This is a genomic window from Micromonospora sp. NPDC004551, assembly GCF_040609975.1.
GTDB lineage: Bacteria > Actinomycetota > Actinomycetes > Mycobacteriales > Micromonosporaceae > Micromonospora.
In genome coordinates, this window is the sequence record NZ_JBEXLM010000022.1 from 111,437 (window position 1) to 129,411 (window position 17,975).

Sequence of the window (17,975 nt, forward strand, 5' to 3'; positions counted from 1 at the left end):
GCGCCGAACCCGTCAGCACGTCGGGATGATTCCGGGGTGACCGCCATGAAGGACCGCATGCTCGCCGGCGAGCTGTACATCGCCGACGACCCGGAGATCGTCGCCGACCTGGACCGGGCCGCGCGGCTTAGCGAACGCTTCAACCGCAGCTCCGCCGACGACCCCGAGGGGCGCCTCGCCGCCCTCCGCGAGCTGCTCGGCTCGCTCGGCGAGGACGCCTGGGTGCGGCCGCCGCTCTACTGCGACTACGGTCACCAGGTCCACATCGGGCCACGCACCTTCGTCAACTTCAACGCGGTCTTCCTCGACGTCGCCCGGATCACCATCGGCGCCGACGTCCAGATCGGACCCAACGTGCAGCTCCTCACCGCCACGCACCCGATCGAGCCGGCGGCCCGGCGGGCCAAGTGGGAGGCGGCCCAGCCGATCACCATCGGCGACAACGCCTGGCTCGGCGGCGGCGTGATCGTGCTGGCCGGCGTGACCATCGGCGAGAACACCGTGGTGGGCGCGGGCGCGGTGGTGACCAAGGATCTACCCCCCAATGTGGTGGCCGTGGGTAACCCCGCCCGCCCGGTCCGGACCCTCGAAGAGACCATCTGAGCTGCGGAAATGATGCTTCGCCGGGATGCGGATTACGGCCGGAGGGTGCACTCTGGGTAGTGACCCTTTCGCCCAGGGGGCGTCATGGAACGGGTGCTCGGACTGCGCGTGCACGGGGTGTCGAACACCCCGCCCGACCAGTTGCTCGGGCTCCGCCCCGCCCCCGGCGGTGACGGCGCGCTCTTCCCCGCGTACTTCGGCCCCGAGCGGCTGCGCACCCTGGCCCGGCTGCTCCGCCGGACCGTGCCGTCACCCCGGCAGGGGGTCGGCTAGCCGGACCACCAGGTCGGCGTGTCCGGCGGTGCCGGCGACGAGGCGGGCGTTCGCCTCGTCGCTGCCGAGCGCCCAGGCACGGGCCTGTTCCGGCGTCTTCCCGTACGCCTCGTGCCGGGCGGTGAGCCGGCGCACCCGCAGCTCGGCGTCGAGGTCGAGGAACCAGACCTGGTGCAGCAGGGTGCGCACCTCCTCCCACGGCTCGTCGCGCAGCAGCAGGTAGTTGCCCTCGGTCACCACGAGCCGCACCTCGGGCGGCACCTCGATCGCCCCGGCCACCGGCTCCTCCAGGTCGCGGCGGAACGCCGGCGCCCACACCGAGGTCGGCTCCAGCCGGCGCAGCCGCCGCAACATGGAGACGAAGCCGTTGACGTCGAACGTGTCCGGCGCGCCCTTGCGCGCGTCCCGGCCCAGCCGGGCCAGCTCCGCCTGAGCCAGGTGGAAGCCGTCCATCGGCACCAGCCGGGCGGCCGGGCCGACCTCGGCGACGATCCGCTCGGCCAGCGTGGACTTGCCGGCCCCCGGCGCGCCGGCGATGCCGAGCAGTTGCCGCGGGCCGTCCCCGGCGAGGGCCCGCGCCCGGGCCACCAGCTCGCCGAGCGGGAGCGACTGGGCGGGCGGCATCAGCCGAGCACCGGCTGGCTGATGGTGAACCGGGCCTCCACCGCCGCCTGCACCGGCTGCGGCTGCGGATCCAGCTCCAGCTCGGGAGGCGCCTCCCCGGCCCGCGCGAAGCCCGCCTTGGCCAGCATCGGCGGGGCGGCGGCCAGGCCGGTGTCGGCCAGCTCCAGCAGGGCGGTCACCCGGGCGCCCAGCGCCTCCGCGTATTCCCGGGCGCGGGCCAGGGCGTCCGCGATCGCGGCGTGCCGGGCCTCCCGGTAGGCCGGGCTGTCCGGCCGCAGCGACCACCACGGGCCGGCCAGCTCGACCTGCTCCTGGTCGGCGAGGCGGAGCATCAGCTCGCCGAGCGCCGCGAAGTCGGCCACGGTGACCGTGGTGGTCACGCTGCCGTGGTAGGCCACCACCCGCTCACCCGAGCGCTTCGTCTCCGGCCAGACCCGGAGCTGGCCGGTCTCCCGCCGCTCCACGGCCGGCTCGGCGGCGTCGAGCAGCACCCGCACGGCGGCCGTCCGCTCGGCCAGCCGGGTCAGCGTGGTCTCCCGGTCGCGGTCGCGGGCGGTGGCGGTCACCGTGAACCGGGCCAGCTCGGGGGCGACCTCCCGGTACGCCTCGCCGCGCACCGCCACGACCGGTCCGTCCGCCATGACGCTCAGCCTAGTGGCGGGGTGGCCGGAAGGTGGGCCGTGTAGGTGACCGCGCCGCCCGCCACCCGGCAGCCGGTCAGGTGACCGCCGACCGCGCCCAGCTCGCGCAGGAAGGCGAGCTCCCCGGCGTGATCGGCGGCGGCCGGGAACTCACGCCGGTGGGCGGTGAACGCGCGGCCGTGCAGAGCGGCCCGGGCCCTGCGGCCCTCGGCCAGCCGGCCGGCCAGCTTCCCGGGGTCGCCGGCCCGCAGCGCCTCGGCCAGCTCGTCGAGGTAGGCCCGGACCGCGTCCAGTTCGGCCAGCACCTGCTCCCGGTTTCCGAGCAGCATGTTCGCGGTCCGCTCGGGCGGGCCGCCGGCCACCCGGGTGCCGTCGGAGAAGCTGCCGGCGGCGAGCGCGAGCACCGCGTCGCGCAGCGCCGACCGCTGCACCGTCCCGGCCAGGGCGCCGGCGAGCAGGTGGGGCAGGTGGGAGGCGAGCGCGGCGGCGCTGTCGTGCTCCGGGGCCGACATCGGCACCACCCGGGCGTGGAAGACGTCGACGAGCAGCGCGGCGAGCCGCCGGAACGCGGGCATCCCGGTGGGCCCCGGGCAGAGCACCCAGGCGGCCCCGTCGAGCAGGGCCGGGGTGGCCGCGTCGAGGCCGGCCCGGTCGGCGCCGGCCATCGGGTGGCCGGGCACGAACCGGTGCCCGAGCCCCTGCGTGGCGGCGGCGGTGGCCACCTCGGCCTTGGTGCTGCCCACGTCGGTGAGCACGCAGCGGTCGTCGGTGGCCGCGGCCACCCGGGCCAGCGTCGTGGGCAGGGTGGGCAGCGGGCCGCACAGGAAGATCACGTCCCGGCCGGCGACCGCCTCCTCGACCGTGCCCGGCGCGGCGGCGCCCTGCTCGCGGACCCGCCGCCGGGTCGCCGGATCGGGGTCCCAGCCGGCCACATCGAGCCCGGCGTCGCGGAGCCGGAGCAGCACCGAGCCCCCGATCAGGCCCGTGCCGACCACCGCCGCCCGTGCCTGCCCGCCGGCCCCGCCCACCATCGGCCCACCTCGGCGTCCCGTCGTCGCGGGGCCGGACCGGCCCCGCGGGAAGTCCCGCCGAGGATACCGTCCGCGGCTCAGCCCCGGCCCTCGGTCACCGTCCCCCGCCACCGGGCGAACGCCCTGCCCGGATCGCCGAAGTACGCCCACGGCAGCTCGGTCACCAGGTCACCGAGCGCCTGGAAGCGCTCCGCCGCGGCGGCGTGGTCGCCGCCCACCGCGAAGCACATCGCGAAGTTGTTGTGCGGCTGCGGCCAGCCCGGGTACCGGCCGTGCTCGGGGTGGCGCACCGAGTTGTCGGCCGCGGCGCGCAGCTCGGCGAGCACCTCGGGGTCGCGGAGGTGGGCGTCGTCCTCGCCGGACGGCAGCTTCAGCCACATCTCCAGATGGGCCGCCGCGACGAGGTGGGCCAGGCCGCTGGCGGCCGGGGCCTTCGCCGCCGCGGACCGGGCGAACTCGAACATCTCCTCGTCGCTGCCGAACCACTTGGCGCACCGGTACTGGAGCATCTGGACGTGTGCCAGCCGGTGCCAGGGGTGCCGGGCGACCACCTCGGCGAAGCGCCGCGCCGCCTCGTCCCGGTCCACCTGGCGGCCCCGCGCCGAGGTGACCAGGAAGGCCCGGGCCGTGGTGTCGTCCGGATCCCGCGCGGCCACCTCGTCCAGCAGGTTCTCGGCGAAGGTCAGCCGCTTGCGGAACTCGCGGAACTGCTCCTGGCTGGTGTGGGAGGAGGACGCGCCGCCCCGGGCCTCCCAGGCCCAGTTCACCGCGTGGGTGCCCCGCACCAGCAGCGGGAGGGTGCTGCGCGGCTCGGCGTCGGCCCACTCGCCGATCCAATCCTGCACGTCCGGCACCCGGCTGGCGGCGGACAGGCAGAACGCCTGGTGGTCGGGGTCGGTGACGGTGACCAGCAGGTCGCGGGCGGCCCGCCAGTCCCGCCGGGCCAGCGCCTCGGACAGCGCCCGGGCGGTCGGGTCACCCATCGTCGGGTCGACCGGAAGCGCCGGTCCACTCTGCTGCTTCGTCCTCCGCCGGAACGGCCACATGTCCTCGTCCTCCCCCGTGAGCGTCGACGGAGATCGTAGGGCGGGGCCGATGGGCACGGAAGGGGGTTGTCCGGGCCGCGCTCGCGTCGTACGGTCCCCCGGCGGCCCGACCGGACGGGCCGGTCTCAACGGGGAAGGAAAACACATGTCCGCCACGTACCGGGCGCTCGCCTCGGTGGCCATGTTGATCGGTTTCTACGTCGTCGCGCTGCTCCAGCTCGCCGCCGTGGCCGCGCTCGGCGTCTGGCTGTTCAGCCACACCAGCGGCGTGATCACCGGCAAGCTGCTGCTCCCGCTGGTCGTCGCCCTCGGCGCCGTCGGGGTCGGGCTGTGGAAGGCCATCCGTACGAAGAACGAGCCGGCGCCCGGCCTGATCCTGGACGAGCGGGCGGCGCCGTGGCTCTGGGCCACGGTGCGGGAGCTGGCCACCGCGGTCGGCACCCGCGCGCCCGACGAGATCCGCCTGGTGCCCGAGGTGAACGCGGCGGTCGGCGAGCAGAGCAGCCTGCTCGGCCTGATCGGCGGCCGGCGCACCCTCTACGTCGGACTGCCGCTGCTCCAGGCCCTGCGGGTCGACCAGCTCCGGTCGGTGCTGGCGCACGAGCTGGGTCACTACTCCGGCCAGCACACTCGGCTGGGCGGCGTCGCCTACCGGGGCCGGCTGGCCATCGGCGAGACCATCGAGCGGATCAGCCCGCGCAACCCGATCGGCTGGGTCTTCAAGCAGTACGCGAAGCTCTACCTGATGGTCGACAACGCCGCGTCCCGTCGCCAGGAGCTGGAGGCGGACCGCGCGTCGGTGCAGATCGCCGGGCACCAGGCCGCGGCCTCGGCGCTGCGGACCCTGCCCGCCCTCGACGCGGCCTGGCGCTTCTACGAGACCCGGTACGTCGACCCGGGCTGGTCGGCCGGCCTGGCGCCGGACGACTTCTTCGGCGGCTTCGGCCATCTCCTCCAGGCGCGCCGGAACGAGATCGACGAGCTGCGGGACAACGCCCCGGAGCGGCCGGCGTCCCGCTGGGACACCCACCCGCCGATCGGCGCACGCGTCGCCGCGATGGACCAGCTTCCTCCGGTGCACGCCACGCCGGACGACCGGCCGGCCTGGACCATGCTCGCCGACGTGGTGGGCGCCGGCCGGGCACTCCAGAGCCTGATCGTCGCGCACGGCTCCCGTCGCCTGCTGCCCTGGCCGGAGTTCATCGCCGAGTCGATCGCGGCCGGGGTGCAGCAGCGGGCGGACCGGATCTACCGGGCGGCCGCCCGGTTCACCGGCACGCCGGAGCCGGGCCTGCCCACCGTGCTGGACCTGGTCCGCGCCGGCCGGCTCGGTGAGTTCGCCGAGCAGTTCTTCACCGACACCACCCGCCGGGAGGCGGCGGCCGCCTTCGCCGGCCCGATGGAGACGCTGCTCGACAACGCGGCGGTCCGCTCCGGCCGGGCGTACTGGCAGCTCTCCTGGTCCGACCCCGCCCGGCTGGTCGGTCGCTCGGGCGAGCCGTGGGACCTGGCCGAGATCGCCAAGCTGGCGGTCGCCCCGGAGACCCTGAACGAGGCGCTCGCCCGGCTGGCCGAGCTGGGCGTCGACGTGCGGCAGTCGACGGTGGTCCAGGCCCGGGCCTCGGCGCGGAACGCCGACCTGATCGCCGGGCTCGCGAACATCAAGATCGACGGCCGGGAGCACGACGTGTACGTGCTGGACAACGGCCTGGTCCTGGTCCCCGATCCGGGGAAGGCGCACGAGGGCGAGAAGCGGCTCAAGGAGGTGCTGAGCGCGACGCCGGTCGCCGAGGTGGCCAGCCGGAACCCGTTCCTGCCGTACGAGGAGATCCGCTCGGTCGAGGTGACCAAGCGGGTGCCGCTGAAGGCGGTCATCACCCTTCACGACGGCCGGACCGTGCAGGTGCAGGAGCTGATGGCCAGCGAGTTCCTGGAGAAGCACAGCCGGGACACGCTGCTGCGGGTGTTCGAGCAGATCAACGACTGACCCGGTCGCGCCGGCCGGCCCTTCCCGGGCCGGCCGGCGCGGGCGGTCAGACCTCGGCGAGCCGGCCGGCGACCGCGTCGACGTGCTCGTCCGACTCGGTCAGGGCCACCCGGACGTGCCGGGCGCCGGCCGGGCCGTAGAAGACGCCGGCGGCGACCAGGATGCCCCGGCGGGCCAGCCAGTCGACGGTGGCCCAGCAGTCCTCGTCGCGGGTCATCCAGAGGTAGAGCCCCGCCTCGGAGTGCTCGATGGTGAAGCCGGCGGCGGTGAACGCGGCGTGGAGCTTCTCCCGCCGGGCCCGGTAGCGCTCCCGCTGCGCGTCGGCGTGCGCCTGGTCGCCGAGCGCGGCCACCATGGCCGCCTGCACCGGGGCGGGCACGATCATGCCGGCGTGCTTACGGATCTTGAGCAGCTCGGCCACCAGCGCCGGGTCACCGGCCACGAAGCCGGCCCGGTAGCCCGCCAGGTTGGAGCGCTTCGAGAGCGAGTGCACCGCCAGGACACCCTCGTACGACCCGCCGCAGACCTCGGGCGCGAGCACCGAGACGGGCTGGGCGTCCCAGCCCAGCGGCAGGTAGCACTCGTCGCTGGCGACCACCGCGCCGCGCTCCCGCGCCCAGTCGACCACCTTGCGCAGGTGGCCGGCGGGCAGGACCCGCCCGGTCGGGTTGCCGGGCGAGTTCACCCAGACGAGCCGGACCCGGGGGTCGGGACCGAGCGCCGTCAGCGAGTCGGTACGCACCGTGGTGGCGCCGGCCAGCCGGGCCCCGTCCTCGTACGTCGGGTAGGCGATGGACGGCACCACGACCACGTCACCGGGCCCGATGCCGAGCAGCGTGGGCAGCCAGGCGACCAGTTCCTTGGAACCGATCGTGGGCAGCACCCCGAGCCCGTCGACGCCCGCCCCGCAGGCGCGGGCCACCCAGGCCGCGATGGCGTCCCGCAGCGCGGGCGTGCCCGCGGTCAGCGGGTAGCCGGGAGCGTCCGACGCGTCGGCCAGCGCCTGCCGGATCAGCGCCGGCACCGGGTCGACCGGCGTGCCCATCGAAAGGTTGATGAGACCGCCCGGGTGCGCCGCGGCCGTCGCGGCCGCGACGTCCAGGGTGTCCCAGGTGAAGTCGGGCAGCCGTGCCGAGACCGGCGCGGGCCGGTTCAGTGGCCCTCTCCGCGCGGCGGCTGCGCGGCCACGAAGGTCGCGTCCTTCTCCACCTTGCCGATCTTGGAGGCGCCGCCCGGCGAGCCCAGATCCTCGAAGAACTCGTAGTTCGCCCCGGTGTAGTCCTTCCACTGCTCCGGGACGTCGTCCTCGTAGAAGATCGCTTCGACCGGGCAGACCGGCTCACAGGCACCACAGTCGACGCACTCGTCGGGGTGGATGTAGAGCATCCGATTGCCCTCGTAGATGCAGTCGACCGGGCACTCCTCGATGCATGCCTTGTCGAGCACATCCACGCACGGCTCGGCGATGATGTAGGTCACCGGTCTCTCCTCCGCAAGACTCGCCGCGATCATCCGCGACGGTAAGAGCCTAGTATCTCGCCGGGGAGGGGGTCGATCGTGCTCCGACAGCAGGACGTGGGCCACCGGATCGTGGTCCGGCGGATTGTGGGGATTCGCGAAGGCCGACCGCTCTTCTCCGACGCGCTCGGGGAGCTGGTCGAACTGAGCGAGACCCACATCACGCTGGCCACCGACCGCGGCCGGGTGCGGGTCCCGGTGGACGAGGTGCACCGCGCGAAACGAGTGCCGCCCGCCCGCCGGCCGACGGCCGCCGCCGTCATCGCCCTGGAACTGGCCGCCGACGAGGCGTGGCCCGCCCCGGTGCGCGGGCGGCTCGGCGACTGGCTGCTGCGCAGCGCCGACGGCTGGACCGGGCGGGCGAACAGCGCGCTGCCCGTCGGCGACCCGGACCGCCCGCTGCCCGCTGCGCTGGACGCGGTGCAGCGCTGGTACGCCGAGCGCGGCCAGCCCGCCATGGTGAACACCCCGCTGCCGCTGGCCGCGCCGGTCGGCGCCGAGCTGGACGCGCGTGGCTGGACCGCCCGGCCGCCGGTGCTGGTGCAGACCGCGCCGCTCAGCGCACTGCCGGCGGGGCGCACTGACCTGCCCCCGGTCGGCCTCTCGCCGACGCCCTCCGAGGAGTGGCTGGCCGTGGCCGCCGGCCGCAAGGGCGGGCTCCCGGACGCCGCGCGGCACGTGCTCACGGCCGTGGACCGGATCCGCTTCGCCCACCTGCACGTCGACGGCCGGCTGCTCGCGCTGGGCCGGGGTACGGTCACCGGCGAGGGCCACCGGCTCGGCCTCACGCTCATCGAGGTGCTGCCGGAGGCCCGGCGGCGCGGGTTCGCCGGGGCGGTCATCCGGGCGCTGGCCGACTGGGGCCGGGCGGAGGGCGCCAGGCACGCCTTCCTCCAGGTCGAGCAGCGCAACGCGCCCGCCGTGGCCCTCTACCAGCGGCTCGGCTTCACCACCCACCACACGTACCTGACCCGGGTCGCCCCGGACTGATCGAAGGGTTCCGGCAGGTCGTCCGGGGTACGGAGAACGCGTACCCCGGTGAGGAAGGACCTGCTCGATGGCCAAGCAGCCCACAGCGCGGCGCGGAAGCGGCGCGGCGGCGACGAAGAACGAACCCGGCAACCAGACGCCGAACACGCCCGACGTCAACGAGAGCGAGATCGCCCGCCTGAAGGTCGACCAGCTCCGCGACCGCCTCCGCCGGCGCGGCGTCACCGGCACGGCGGACATGCGCAAGCCCGAACTGGTCGACACGCTCATCCAGGCCCTCCGCGAGGGCCGCAAGACCACCCGCTCGCGAGGCACCACGGCGGCACGCGGCACCGGCGACGCGACGCCCCGGGCCGGGAAGGGCGGCGGATCCGGCGCCCGGGTCCCGCGGCGCCGGTCGGGCGCCCACGACGCCGTGGCCGACGGCAACGACCGGCAGCCCGTCCGGGTCACCGGCGACTCCCGTCCCGGCGTGGAGTCGACGTTCGCGGCGGCGGACCGGGTGGTGGCCTCGATGGTGCCGCCGGAGGTCGACCGGGTGGACGAGGTGATCACGCCCGAGGGCACGATCCTCACGGACGGCCCGGGTGGTGCGGCCGAGTCGGTCGACTCGCCGCCGCTTCCCGGCACCCGCACGCGGAAGCCCCGCTCTTCGGCCGGCCGTAGCTAGCGCAGCCGCACGCCGCCGCGCTGGTCCCGCCCGGACGCCGTGCCCGCAGGGCCGGCCCCGGGCGGGACCCGTCGCGGGGCTCGGCCTCAGCGACGGACGATCTTGCGGGGCTTCGCCGCCTTCAGTTCGGCGTAGCGCTTGAGCTGCCGGGAGCGGTGGTCGCGGCCCAGGGCCGTGAGGATCAGGTAGCCGGCCAGCACGCCGGCCACGGTGGCCGCGAGGTAGAGCCAGATCTGGGCGAAGAAGAGGCCGGCACCGCCTTCGAACGGGTTCTCGCCGACCAGCAGGGGGCCCACGAAGACGGTCAGCGCCAGCGCCACGACCACCGCGACGGCCAGGTCGCCGGTCCAGTGGCCGGCCGGCCGCTCCGCGCCCCAGCGGAACGCCGTGGCGGCGAGGATCAGCCCGATCACCAGGAACATCACCAGCGAGACCCGGCCGGCGGCGGTGTCGTCGTCCGGGTAGGCGAACCTGATGACCAACCGGGCCACCACGTTGACCACGAACAACGCGGCCGCCAGCACGCCGACCGCCCGCCACCGCTGGAACATCGCACGCCTCCCGCCGTACCGCCCGCCTTTCCGGTGGGCTCCTGGCAGGAATATCTACCACCGCAACCTGTGCGGCGTCAGTACCCTCAGCGGACCGGCGGCGGCACCACGAGCTGCCGGAAACCCAGCACCGCGAAGGTGATCGCCCCGGCCACGATGAGCCCGAGGCCGAGCACGTTGTCGCCGCTGAGCGCGAGATCGCCCTCGACGGTGCGGAAACCACCCGCCACGATCACCACGAACCAGGGCACGGCGGCCAGCGCCACCGCCCAGCGGGTGCCCACCGCCCGGTGGGCGAACCCGCTCACGAGCACCGTCAGCACCACCACCGCGGCGATCCCGCCGAGCGCGAGCGCGGTGCCGACCAGGGCCTTGCCTGCGCCGCCCGGGCGGCCCTTGACCACCTCCCAGGCCCAGGTGGCGTAGAGCAGGTCGAGCACCGCGGTGAGCACGCCGGCCCAGACCGCCACCACCCCGCCGGCGATGCGCAACGCGAGGTCGACCGCGCGGCCCGACGGCTCGGGCGGCGCGGCGGGCTGCTGCTCGGGGGCGACCGACATGGGTACGGCGGGCAGCGTCACCGGAGACCGGCCGCCGTGACCGGGGACCGGTCCGGCGCGTCCGGCGCCAGCCCGGCGAAGAGGTCGTCCTCCCAGCCGTACGGGCCGCTGCCCGGGCCCTTCTCGCCGACCGCGAGGGTGAAGTACTCCACCCCCATGAACTCGGCGCCGAAGTTGCCGGCGATCGAGTAGAGCCAGGAACTGGCCGGGATCTGGGTGGCGTGCGCCCGCATGGCCGCCTCCTTGGCCAGGTGCTGGTCGGTGGCGTCGACGCGCGCGGCGATCCCCTCGTCGGGGGTGCCGAAGGGCAGGTCGTCGATGCTGTCGATGCCGGCGAAGGGGTTGTCCGACGACTCGGTGAACGCGTCCAGGCCGGCCTCCAGCACGCCGCGCGGCATGGCCGTCCAGTAGACCTTCGCCGGGGCGATCCCCTCGGCGGCGGCCAGCTCGACACCGCGCATCGCCACCCGGTGCGCCTGGATGTGGTCCGGGTGGCCGTAGAAGCCGTTCGGGTCGTACGTGATCATCACCTGCGGGCGGACCTCGCGGATGACCTCCAGCAGGTGCCCGGCGGCCTCGTCGAGGTCGGCCTTCCAGAACGCCCGTGGGTGCTCGTTGGTGGCCAGCCCCATCATCCCGGAGTCGCGGTAGCGGCCCGCGCCGCCGAGGAAGCGGTGATCGGTGACGCCGAGCGCGGCGCAGGCGGCCGACAGCTCGCCGATCCGGTAGCCGCCGAGCTGGTCGGCCTCGGCCGCGGCGAGCTGGGCCAGCGCCGGCACGTGGATCTCGCCCTCCTCGCCCAGCGTGCAGGTCACCAGGGTGACGTGGGCGCCGGTGGCGGCGTAGTGCGCCATGGTCGCGCCGGTGCCGATGGACTCGTCGTCGGGGTGCGCGTGGACCAGCAGCAGGCGTCGGTCGGGCAGCGTCGTCACGCCCGTCACTCTAACCGGCGGTCCTGCCCGCCCGATGCTTACGCGTCCGCCCAGGTCGGCCACATCACGCCCGGCGCGCGCCTAGTCTCACAGGCGTGGACTTTCCCGAGCTGGCCGCCCGCACCCGTCGGTTCAGCCACGGGGCGCCGCGCTCCGTATCCGTCGCCGACGACGGCTCCCGGGTCGTCTTCCTGCGCTCGTCGGGACCGGAGGACCCGGCCGACGCGCTCTGGCTGCTCGACGTCGCCTCCGGCGAGGAACACCTCGTCGCCGACCCGGCCGTGCTGCTCGGCGCGGACGGCGAACCGGCCGCGCTGGCGCCGGGCGAGCGGGCGCTGCGCGAGCGGCTGCGGCTCAGCGCCGCCGGCATCGGCTCGTACGCCCTGGACGCCGCCGGCCGGGTGGCCGCGTTCGCGCTGGCCGGCCGGTTGTTCCGGGCCGACCTGGTGCACGGCGACGTGGTCGAGGTGGCCGCCGTCGGCCCGGTGATCGACCCGCGTCCCGACCCGACCGGCGAGCGCCTGGCCTACGTCACCGACGCCGCCGAGGGGGTGCGCCGGGGCCAGCTGCGGGTGGTCGAGCCGGACGGCACCGACAATCTGCTGGCCGGCGAGGACAGCGGGGTCACCTGGGGGCTGGCCGAGCACATCGCGGCGGAGGAGTTCGGCCGGTTCCGCGGCTACTGGTGGGCGCCGGACGGGCGTTCGGTGCTGGCCGCCCGGGTGGACGAGTCCCGGCTGGACCGCTGGCACCTGCACGACCCGGCCGACCCGGCGAGCCCGCCGACGTCCGTCGCGTACCCCCGGGCCGGCGGGCCCAACGCGGAGGTCAGCCTGCACCTGCTGGACCTCGACGGCGGCTGGGTCGACGTGCACTGGGACCGCGAGACCTATCCCTACCTGACCTCGGTCGACTGGGCGGACGGCGGCCCGCTCATCACGGTGCTGCGCCGGTCGCAGCAGCACGGGCTGGTGCTGGCCGTGGACCCGCGTACCGGTGAGACGCAGGTGCACGCCGAGCTGGCCGACCCGCGCTGGGTGGAGCCGATCCCGGGCACCCCGGCACACCTGCCCGACGGGCGGGTGCTGGTCGGCGGCGAGCTGGCCCATGACGGGTACGACGCCCGCTGCCTGTTCGCCGACGGCACCCTGCTCACCCCGCCGTCGCTCTACGTGCGCCGGGTGGTGGGCCGGCTGCCGGCCGGCCCGAACTCGGCGGCGGACCTGCTGGTCGAGGCGAGCGAGGGCGAGCCGAGCCAGCGTCACCTCTACCGCGTCCGGACGGCGATCGGCGGCGGGGTGGACGCGCGCCGGATGGGCAGCGACCCGGGCTGGCACACCGCCGCGATCGGCGGCAGCACGCTGGCCGTGGGCGTGGCCTCGCTGGAACACGCGGGCACCCGGTGGCGGGTGTGGCACGGCGACCGTGAGGTGGGCGAGCTGGCCTCGCGCGCCGCGACCCCGCCGTACGCGCCGCGGCCGACGCTGGTCCGGGTGACCGACCGGCGGCTGCCGAGCGCCGTGCTCTACCCGGGCGAGCACGTGAAGGGCACGAAGCTGCCGGTGCTGCTGGACGTCTACGGCGGTCCGGGCCACCAGGAGGTGATCGCGGCACGGGGGGCCTGGCTGGAACGGCAGTGGTTCGCCGAGCAGGGCTTCGCCGTGGTGACCATCGACAACCGGGGCACCCCCGGCATCGCCCCGTCCTTCGAGAAGGCGATCCACCGGCGGGTGGCGGACGTGATCCTGACCGACCAGGTCGACGCGCTGACCGCGCTGGCCGGCAAGCACCCGGATCTGGACCTGGAACGGGTGGCGGTGCGCGGGTGGTCGTTCGGTGGCTGGCTGGCCGGGCTGGCGGTGCTGCGCCATCCGGAGCTGTTCCGGTGCGCGATCGTCGGCGCCCCGGTCACCGACTGGACGCTGTACGACACCGCGTACACCGAGCGCTACCTGGGGATGCCGGACGACGGGATGGACGTCTACGCCCACCACTCGCTGGTCGAGCTGGCGGCCGAGCCGGTCGGCGACCCGGCGCAGGCCCGGCCCATGCTGCTGGTGCACGGCCTGGTCGACGACAACGTGCTGGCCGCGCACACGCTGCGGCTCTCGGCGGCGCTGCTGGCGGCCGGGCGGCCGCACGCGGTGCTGCCGCTCACCGGGGCCAGCCACATGGCCGCCGGCGGGGTGGCCGAGCGGCTGCTCCGGCTGGAGCTGGACTTCCTCCGCCGGCACCTGTGAACGCGCGAGGGCCCCGGCCGGATCCGGCCGGGGCCCCTGCGGGTTCAGGCTGTCACTGCTTCACGTAGGCGTTCACGAAGCTGGGCCAGCCGAAGATGCTGCCGATGAAGAGGCCGCCGGCCTTCTCACCGTGCGCGACGGAGACGACCTCGTTGTACAGCGGGACCGCCGGCGCCGACTCCTTCATGAGCCGCTCGTCCAGCCCGCTCCACTCCTCCGCCTGCTTGGCCGGGTCCTCCGCGAGCACCCGGTCGAACTCGGCGTTGATGGCGTCGTTGTTCAGCTGTGAGGTGTTGCTGTTGCCCTCGGCCTTGATGTTGCGGCCGTCGAAGAGCACCGGCAGGATCGACGCGCCGCTGGGCCAGTCAGCGGCCCACGAGTCGACCCAGATGTCCCACGGGTTGCTCTTCTTCTTCACGAAGTCGAGGTAACCGTCCTCGGGGATCGGCTTGATGGTGACGGTGAAGCCGGCCTTCTCCAGGGCGTTCTTGATCTGGGTGGCGGTCTCCTGCGACGGGGTGTCGTCGGAGGTGCCGAGAACCAGGTTCACCGACTTGCCGGCGAGCAGCTCCTTCGCCTTGTCCGGGTTGCCGCTCTCTCCGGCCGGGTACGCGTCGAACTGCTTGTAGCCGAGCGTGGTCGGCGGCAGCAGGGTGGTGAGCGGCACGGCGCCGTACGGGCCGCCGAGGTTCTTGGTGATGCTGCTGCGGTCGATCGCGTAGTTGATCGCCTGCCGCACGGACAGGTCGGTGACCCGCGTCGTGTTGATGCTCAGCCGGTAGGCGTTCGGCGTGGCCGCGACGATCATCCGCTCCTTGAGCTTGGCGTCGCCGGTGACCTTCGCGATCAGCTCGGACGGCACACCGCCGGTGGCCACGGCCGCGGCGTCGTTGCCGGTGCCGGCGAGCACCCGGTTGGTCTGGGTGGCGTTGTCCGAGCCGAGGGTCCAGACGAACTTGTCCGGGTACGCGTGCCGCACCGGGTCGGTCGCCGGGTCCCAGTTCTCGTTGCGCTCCAGCACCATCTCCACGCCGGGCGTGTGCTTGGTGAACTTGTACGGCCCGGACGAGAACGGCTGGTTGTCCAGGTTGACGCCGGTGTCCTTGTCCGGCGGCAGCGGCGCGGTGGCCGGCAGCGACACGGCGAACGGGAGGTCACAGCGCGGCTTGTTGAACTCGAAGCGCAGCGTCTGCGCGTCCGGGGTGCTCAGGCCCGGCGGCAGCGAGGTCTTGTTGGCCTTGAAGTTCCACTTGGTGTCGTACTGCGGGCTGTCGACCAGCCACTCCTGCAGGTAGGTCGGGCCACCGGTCAGGTCGGGGTCGAACGAGCGGGCGATGCCGTACGCGATCTCCTTGGAGGTGATCGGCCGGCCGTCCTCGAACTTGACGCCCTGCTTGATCTTGAATTCCCAGACCTTGCAGTCGTTGTTGACGTTCTTGCCGGGGGTCTCGGCCAGGTCGCCGACCAGGGTCACGTTGCCCTTGCCGTCGTCCTTGAACGTGGTGAGGAACCGCGCGTAGAGCTGGCTCCCCATCAGGCCGGCGAACGAGTAGACCCGCTGCGGGTCCAGGTGGGAGATCTTGTTCTCGCGCAGGATGTAGAAGGTCCCGCCCTTGGCCGCGCCGGGCACCTCCGCCGCCGGGCCGAGCGAGTCCTTGGGGTCGGTCGCGATGGCGCCGGTGCGGGGCTTGTTGGTGTCCACCTTGTCGGCGTTGTCGCCGGTGTTCTTGCTGCATGCACTGAGGGCGACCACCAGTGCCATCGCACCGCCCATGGCGGTGGCGAGTCTTGCTCGCATACTCACTCCTCCGGGTCCGATGAAGGAAAGCTTCGCTCAGCTTTCATCCGCGGTAAATTTCGAGCAGATAACGAATCGACGGCGACACGCGAGCTCAGCCGAGGCGCACCCGCGGATCGATGAACGCGTAGAGCAGGTCGACCACGATGTTCGCGACGACCACGAACAGCGCGGAGATCAGCACGGTGGCCATGATCGTGGGCAGGTCGCCCTGACGGACCGCCTCCACGGCGGTACGCCCCAGCCCCTGGATGCCGAAGGTCGTCTCGGTGATGACCGTGCCGCCGAGCGCCGCGCCCACGTCCAGGCCGGCGATCGTCACGATCGGCGTGATCGCCGCCCGCAGCGCGTGCCGCCCGTAGACCTTCCGCTTCGCCACGCCCTTGGCCCGGGCGGTGCGGACGAAGTCCTCGGAGAGCGTCTCCAGCATCTGCGCGCGGGAGAGCCGGGCGTAGATCGCGGAGAAGAGCAGGGCCAGGGTCACCCAGGCGAGCACCAGCCCGCGCGCCCACTCCACTGGATTGTCGAGGAACGGTACGTACCGGGGCGTCGGCAGGATCCGCCACGAGTACACGAAGATCAGCAACAGCACGGCGCCGACGAAGTAGAGCTGCAACGAGGCGAAGGTCAGCGTGAGCCCGATCGAGACGCGGTCGAGCAGCGAGCCCCGGCGCAGCGCCGATATCATCCCGAGCCCCACCCCGAGTGCGAGCCAGAGCACCGCCGCGGGGAGCACGATGTTCAGCGTCACGGGCAGCACCCGGGCGAAGGTGTCGCTGACCGCCTCGCTGTTGACGTACGAGTAGCCGAGGCAGGGCGCCTCGCACTTGCCGCCCTGCGCGCTGCCCAGGTCGCGGCCGACGAAGATGCCCTTCATGTAGTTGGCGTACTGCGTCGGCTTCGGGTCGTTCAGACCCAGCTCCGTCCGCACCCGCTCCAGGCGCTCGGCGTTGCAGTTCTTCGGGCACATGCCGGTCACCGGGTCGCGGGGCAGCGCGAAGAACATGAGGAAGCTGACGATGCTCACCGCGAGCAGCACCGAGACCGCCAGCAGCAGCCGCTTCAGCAGGAACCGCACCATGCGTGGAACCCCTTACCGTGACGACTTCGGGTCGAGCGCATCGCGCAGCGCGTCGCCGAAGAGGTTGAACGCCAGCACGAGCGCGAAGATGGTGATGCCCGGGAAGAAGACGTACGCCGGGTCGGTCTGCAGGTAGTCGATGCTGCGGTAGATCATCCGGCCGAAGCTGGGCACCGACTCGGGCAGCCCGACGCCGAGGAAGGACAGCGCCGCCTCACCGGTCACGTACGACGGCACGGCCAGCGAGAACGCGACCAGGATCGGCGCCCAGATGTTCGGCAGCAGCTGCCGGAAGAGCATGTGCCCCAGCCCGGCGCCACTGGCCCGGGCCGCCTCGACGAACTCCCGTTCGCGTAGCGACACCACCTGCCCGCGGACGAGCCGGGCCGTGCCGGTCCAGCCGAACGCGGCGAACACCACGATCAGGGTGGTCACCGCGAACCAGGTGGGCACCGCGTCCCGCGGGCCGTAGAACCGCAGCGAGAACGTCGGAACCACGGCGAGCGCGAAGATGAGGAACGGCATCGCCAGGGCGACGTCGGTGATCCACATGATCACGGAGTCGACCACCCCGCCCAGGTAGCCGGCGACGATGCCGAGCACCACGCCGATCGCCGTGGTGACGAGCGCGGCGCCGAGGGCGATCAGCAGCGAGGTGCGGATGCCGTAGATCATCCGGATGAAGATGTCCCGGCCCAGGCCCGGTTCGAGCCCGAACCAGTGGTCGCCGCTGACCCCGCCCACGTAGCCGAGCGGCATGCCGGTGCTGTCCAGCAGGTCGCCGAACTGCTGGCTGGGCGACATGCCGTAGAGCCGCTGGAGCAGCGGCGCCGCCAGTGCCGCGAGGATGAACACGGCCAGCACGATGCCGCTGACCAGGGCCGTGCGGTCCCGGCGCAGCCGGGCCCAGACGAGTTGGCCGGGCGAGCGCCCGACGAGCCCCTTCTCCTCGGGCCCCTCACCGGTGGACTCGATCTCGGCAAGCGCCACGCCCTCGACCGGGGACAGGCTCATTTCGACACCTCCTCGGCGGTCGCGGCGGCCGGTCCGGCGCCCTGGCTGATCGTTCCCGTCTCCGGGAAGTGGCAGGCGGTGGCCTGGTTGCCGCCGTCGCGGGGGACGAGCGCGGGTTCCTCGGTGGCGCACCGCTCCTGGGCTTTCCAGCAGCGGGTGCGGAAGCGGCAGCCCGAGGGTGGGTTGAGCGGGGTGGGGACGTCGCCGGTGAGGCGGATGCGTCCGGCGGGGCCGAGGGTGGTGACGTCGGGGATGGCCGAGAGCAGGGCCCGGGTGTAGGGGTGTTGGGGGCGGGTGTAGATGTCGTCGCGGTCGCCGATCTCGACGATCTTGCCGAGGTACATGACGGCGACGCGGTGGCAGAAGTGCCGTACGACGGCGAGGTCGTGGGCGATGAAGACGAATGCCAGGTCCAG

Annotated in this window: 19 protein-coding genes; 6 read left to right on the forward strand and 13 right to left on the reverse strand. The window is 73.8% G+C overall.

Annotated elements, in window-relative coordinates; translation table 11 throughout:
- Positions 1 to 36: 36 nt before the first annotated feature.
- The gene (locus ABZW14_RS24010) at positions 37 to 603 is read left to right on the forward strand and encodes a sugar O-acetyltransferase (protein WP_355350483.1); all 567 of its coding nucleotides are present in this window, start codon (positions 37 to 39) and stop codon (positions 601 to 603) included.
- Between the two features lie 84 nt (positions 604 to 687).
- Positions 688 to 876: a hypothetical protein gene (locus ABZW14_RS24015; RefSeq protein ID WP_355350485.1), complete on the forward strand. Its 189-nt coding sequence runs from the start codon at positions 688 to 690 to the stop codon at positions 874 to 876.
- On the opposite strand, the gene ABZW14_RS24020 is transcribed toward ABZW14_RS24015, so the two are convergent.
- From ABZW14_RS24020 to ABZW14_RS24035, 4 genes are all read right to left on the reverse strand, one after another.
- A complete protein-coding gene (locus ABZW14_RS24020; RefSeq protein WP_355350487.1) occupies positions 853 to 1,500 on the reverse strand; it encodes a nucleoside/nucleotide kinase family protein in 648 nt (215 codons plus the stop codon). The genes ABZW14_RS24015 and ABZW14_RS24020 overlap by 24 nt on opposite strands.
- Positions 1,500 to 2,141, reverse strand: coding sequence for an SIMPL domain-containing protein (locus ABZW14_RS24025; RefSeq protein ID WP_355350489.1), 642 nt, complete (start codon positions 2,139 to 2,141; stop codon positions 1,500 to 1,502). Before ABZW14_RS24025 ends, ABZW14_RS24020 begins: the two co-directional genes overlap by 1 nt.
- 5 nt (positions 2,142 to 2,146) lie before the next feature.
- A complete protein-coding gene (locus ABZW14_RS24030) occupies positions 2,147 to 3,172 on the reverse strand; it encodes a prephenate dehydrogenase/arogenate dehydrogenase family protein (RefSeq protein WP_355350491.1) in 1,026 nt (341 codons plus the stop codon).
- Between the two features lie 77 nt (positions 3,173 to 3,249).
- Positions 3,250 to 4,218, reverse strand: a complete 969-nt coding sequence (locus ABZW14_RS24035) for a DUF4034 domain-containing protein (protein WP_355350493.1) — start codon at positions 4,216 to 4,218, stop codon at positions 3,250 to 3,252.
- A 145-nt stretch (positions 4,219 to 4,363) separates the two neighbouring features.
- On the opposite strand from ABZW14_RS24035, the gene ABZW14_RS24040 reads away from it, so the two are divergent.
- Complete coding sequence (locus ABZW14_RS24040) at positions 4,364 to 6,205, forward strand: M48 family metallopeptidase (protein ID WP_355350495.1); 1,842 nt, start codon at positions 4,364 to 4,366, stop codon at positions 6,203 to 6,205.
- Between the two features lie 46 nt (positions 6,206 to 6,251).
- Here the strand turns inward: ABZW14_RS24040 and dapC are convergent, their stop codons facing one another.
- Entirely contained in the window at positions 6,252 to 7,361 is a 1,110-nt protein-coding gene (gene dapC / locus ABZW14_RS24045; RefSeq protein ID WP_355350527.1) for a succinyldiaminopimelate transaminase, read from the reverse strand.
- Positions 7,358 to 7,684: a ferredoxin gene (gene fdxA / locus ABZW14_RS24050; protein WP_007464872.1), complete on the reverse strand. Its 327-nt coding sequence runs from the start codon at positions 7,682 to 7,684 to the stop codon at positions 7,358 to 7,360. The genes dapC and fdxA overlap by 4 nt, the downstream gene beginning before the upstream one ends.
- Positions 7,685 to 7,762: 78 nt before the next feature.
- On the opposite strand from fdxA, the gene ABZW14_RS24055 reads away from it, so the two are divergent.
- Both ABZW14_RS24055 and ABZW14_RS24060 read left to right on the forward strand, forming a co-directional pair.
- Entirely contained in the window at positions 7,763 to 8,713 is a 951-nt protein-coding gene (locus ABZW14_RS24055; protein ID WP_355350497.1) for a GNAT family N-acetyltransferase, read from the forward strand.
- Between the two features lie 67 nt (positions 8,714 to 8,780).
- Positions 8,781 to 9,383 (forward strand): hypothetical protein, encoded by a 603-nt coding sequence (locus ABZW14_RS24060; RefSeq protein ID WP_355350499.1) that lies wholly within the window; start codon positions 8,781 to 8,783, stop codon positions 9,381 to 9,383.
- Between the two features lie 86 nt (positions 9,384 to 9,469).
- Here the strand turns inward: ABZW14_RS24060 and ABZW14_RS24065 are convergent, their stop codons facing one another.
- From ABZW14_RS24065 to mshB, 3 genes are all read right to left on the reverse strand, one after another.
- Complete coding sequence (locus ABZW14_RS24065) at positions 9,470 to 9,934, reverse strand: hypothetical protein (protein WP_355350501.1); 465 nt, start codon at positions 9,932 to 9,934, stop codon at positions 9,470 to 9,472.
- Between the two features lie 86 nt (positions 9,935 to 10,020).
- The gene (locus tag ABZW14_RS24070) at positions 10,021 to 10,494 is read right to left on the reverse strand and encodes a hypothetical protein (protein WP_355350529.1); all 474 of its coding nucleotides are present in this window, start codon (positions 10,492 to 10,494) and stop codon (positions 10,021 to 10,023) included.
- Positions 10,495 to 10,511: 17 nt separating this feature from the next.
- Entirely contained in the window at positions 10,512 to 11,435 is a 924-nt protein-coding gene (gene mshB / locus ABZW14_RS24075) for an N-acetyl-1-D-myo-inositol-2-amino-2-deoxy-alpha-D-glucopyranoside deacetylase (protein WP_355350503.1), read from the reverse strand.
- Positions 11,436 to 11,521: 86 nt separating this feature from the next.
- On the opposite strand from mshB, the gene ABZW14_RS24080 reads away from it, so the two are divergent.
- Positions 11,522 to 13,666: a prolyl oligopeptidase family serine peptidase gene (locus ABZW14_RS24080; protein ID WP_355350505.1), complete on the forward strand. Its 2,145-nt coding sequence runs from the start codon at positions 11,522 to 11,524 to the stop codon at positions 13,664 to 13,666.
- Positions 13,667 to 13,718: 52 nt separating this feature from the next.
- On the opposite strand, the gene ABZW14_RS24085 is transcribed toward ABZW14_RS24080, so the two are convergent.
- The 4 genes from ABZW14_RS24085 to ABZW14_RS24100 form a co-directional block, all read right to left on the reverse strand.
- Positions 13,719 to 15,464, reverse strand: coding sequence for an ABC transporter substrate-binding protein (locus tag ABZW14_RS24085; RefSeq protein WP_355350507.1), 1,746 nt, complete (start codon positions 15,462 to 15,464; stop codon positions 13,719 to 13,721).
- A gap of 94 nt (positions 15,465 to 15,558) precedes the next feature.
- Positions 15,559 to 16,545: an ABC transporter permease gene (locus tag ABZW14_RS24090; RefSeq protein WP_355350509.1), complete on the reverse strand. Its 987-nt coding sequence runs from the start codon at positions 16,543 to 16,545 to the stop codon at positions 15,559 to 15,561.
- A gap of 12 nt (positions 16,546 to 16,557) precedes the next feature.
- Positions 16,558 to 17,559, reverse strand: a complete 1,002-nt coding sequence (locus ABZW14_RS24095; RefSeq protein WP_355350511.1) for an ABC transporter permease — start codon at positions 17,557 to 17,559, stop codon at positions 16,558 to 16,560.
- On the reverse strand, positions 17,556 to 17,975 hold a 420-nt coding region (locus ABZW14_RS24100; protein WP_355350513.1), incomplete at its 5' end, for an ABC transporter ATP-binding protein. The genes ABZW14_RS24100 and ABZW14_RS24095, both read right to left, overlap by 4 nt.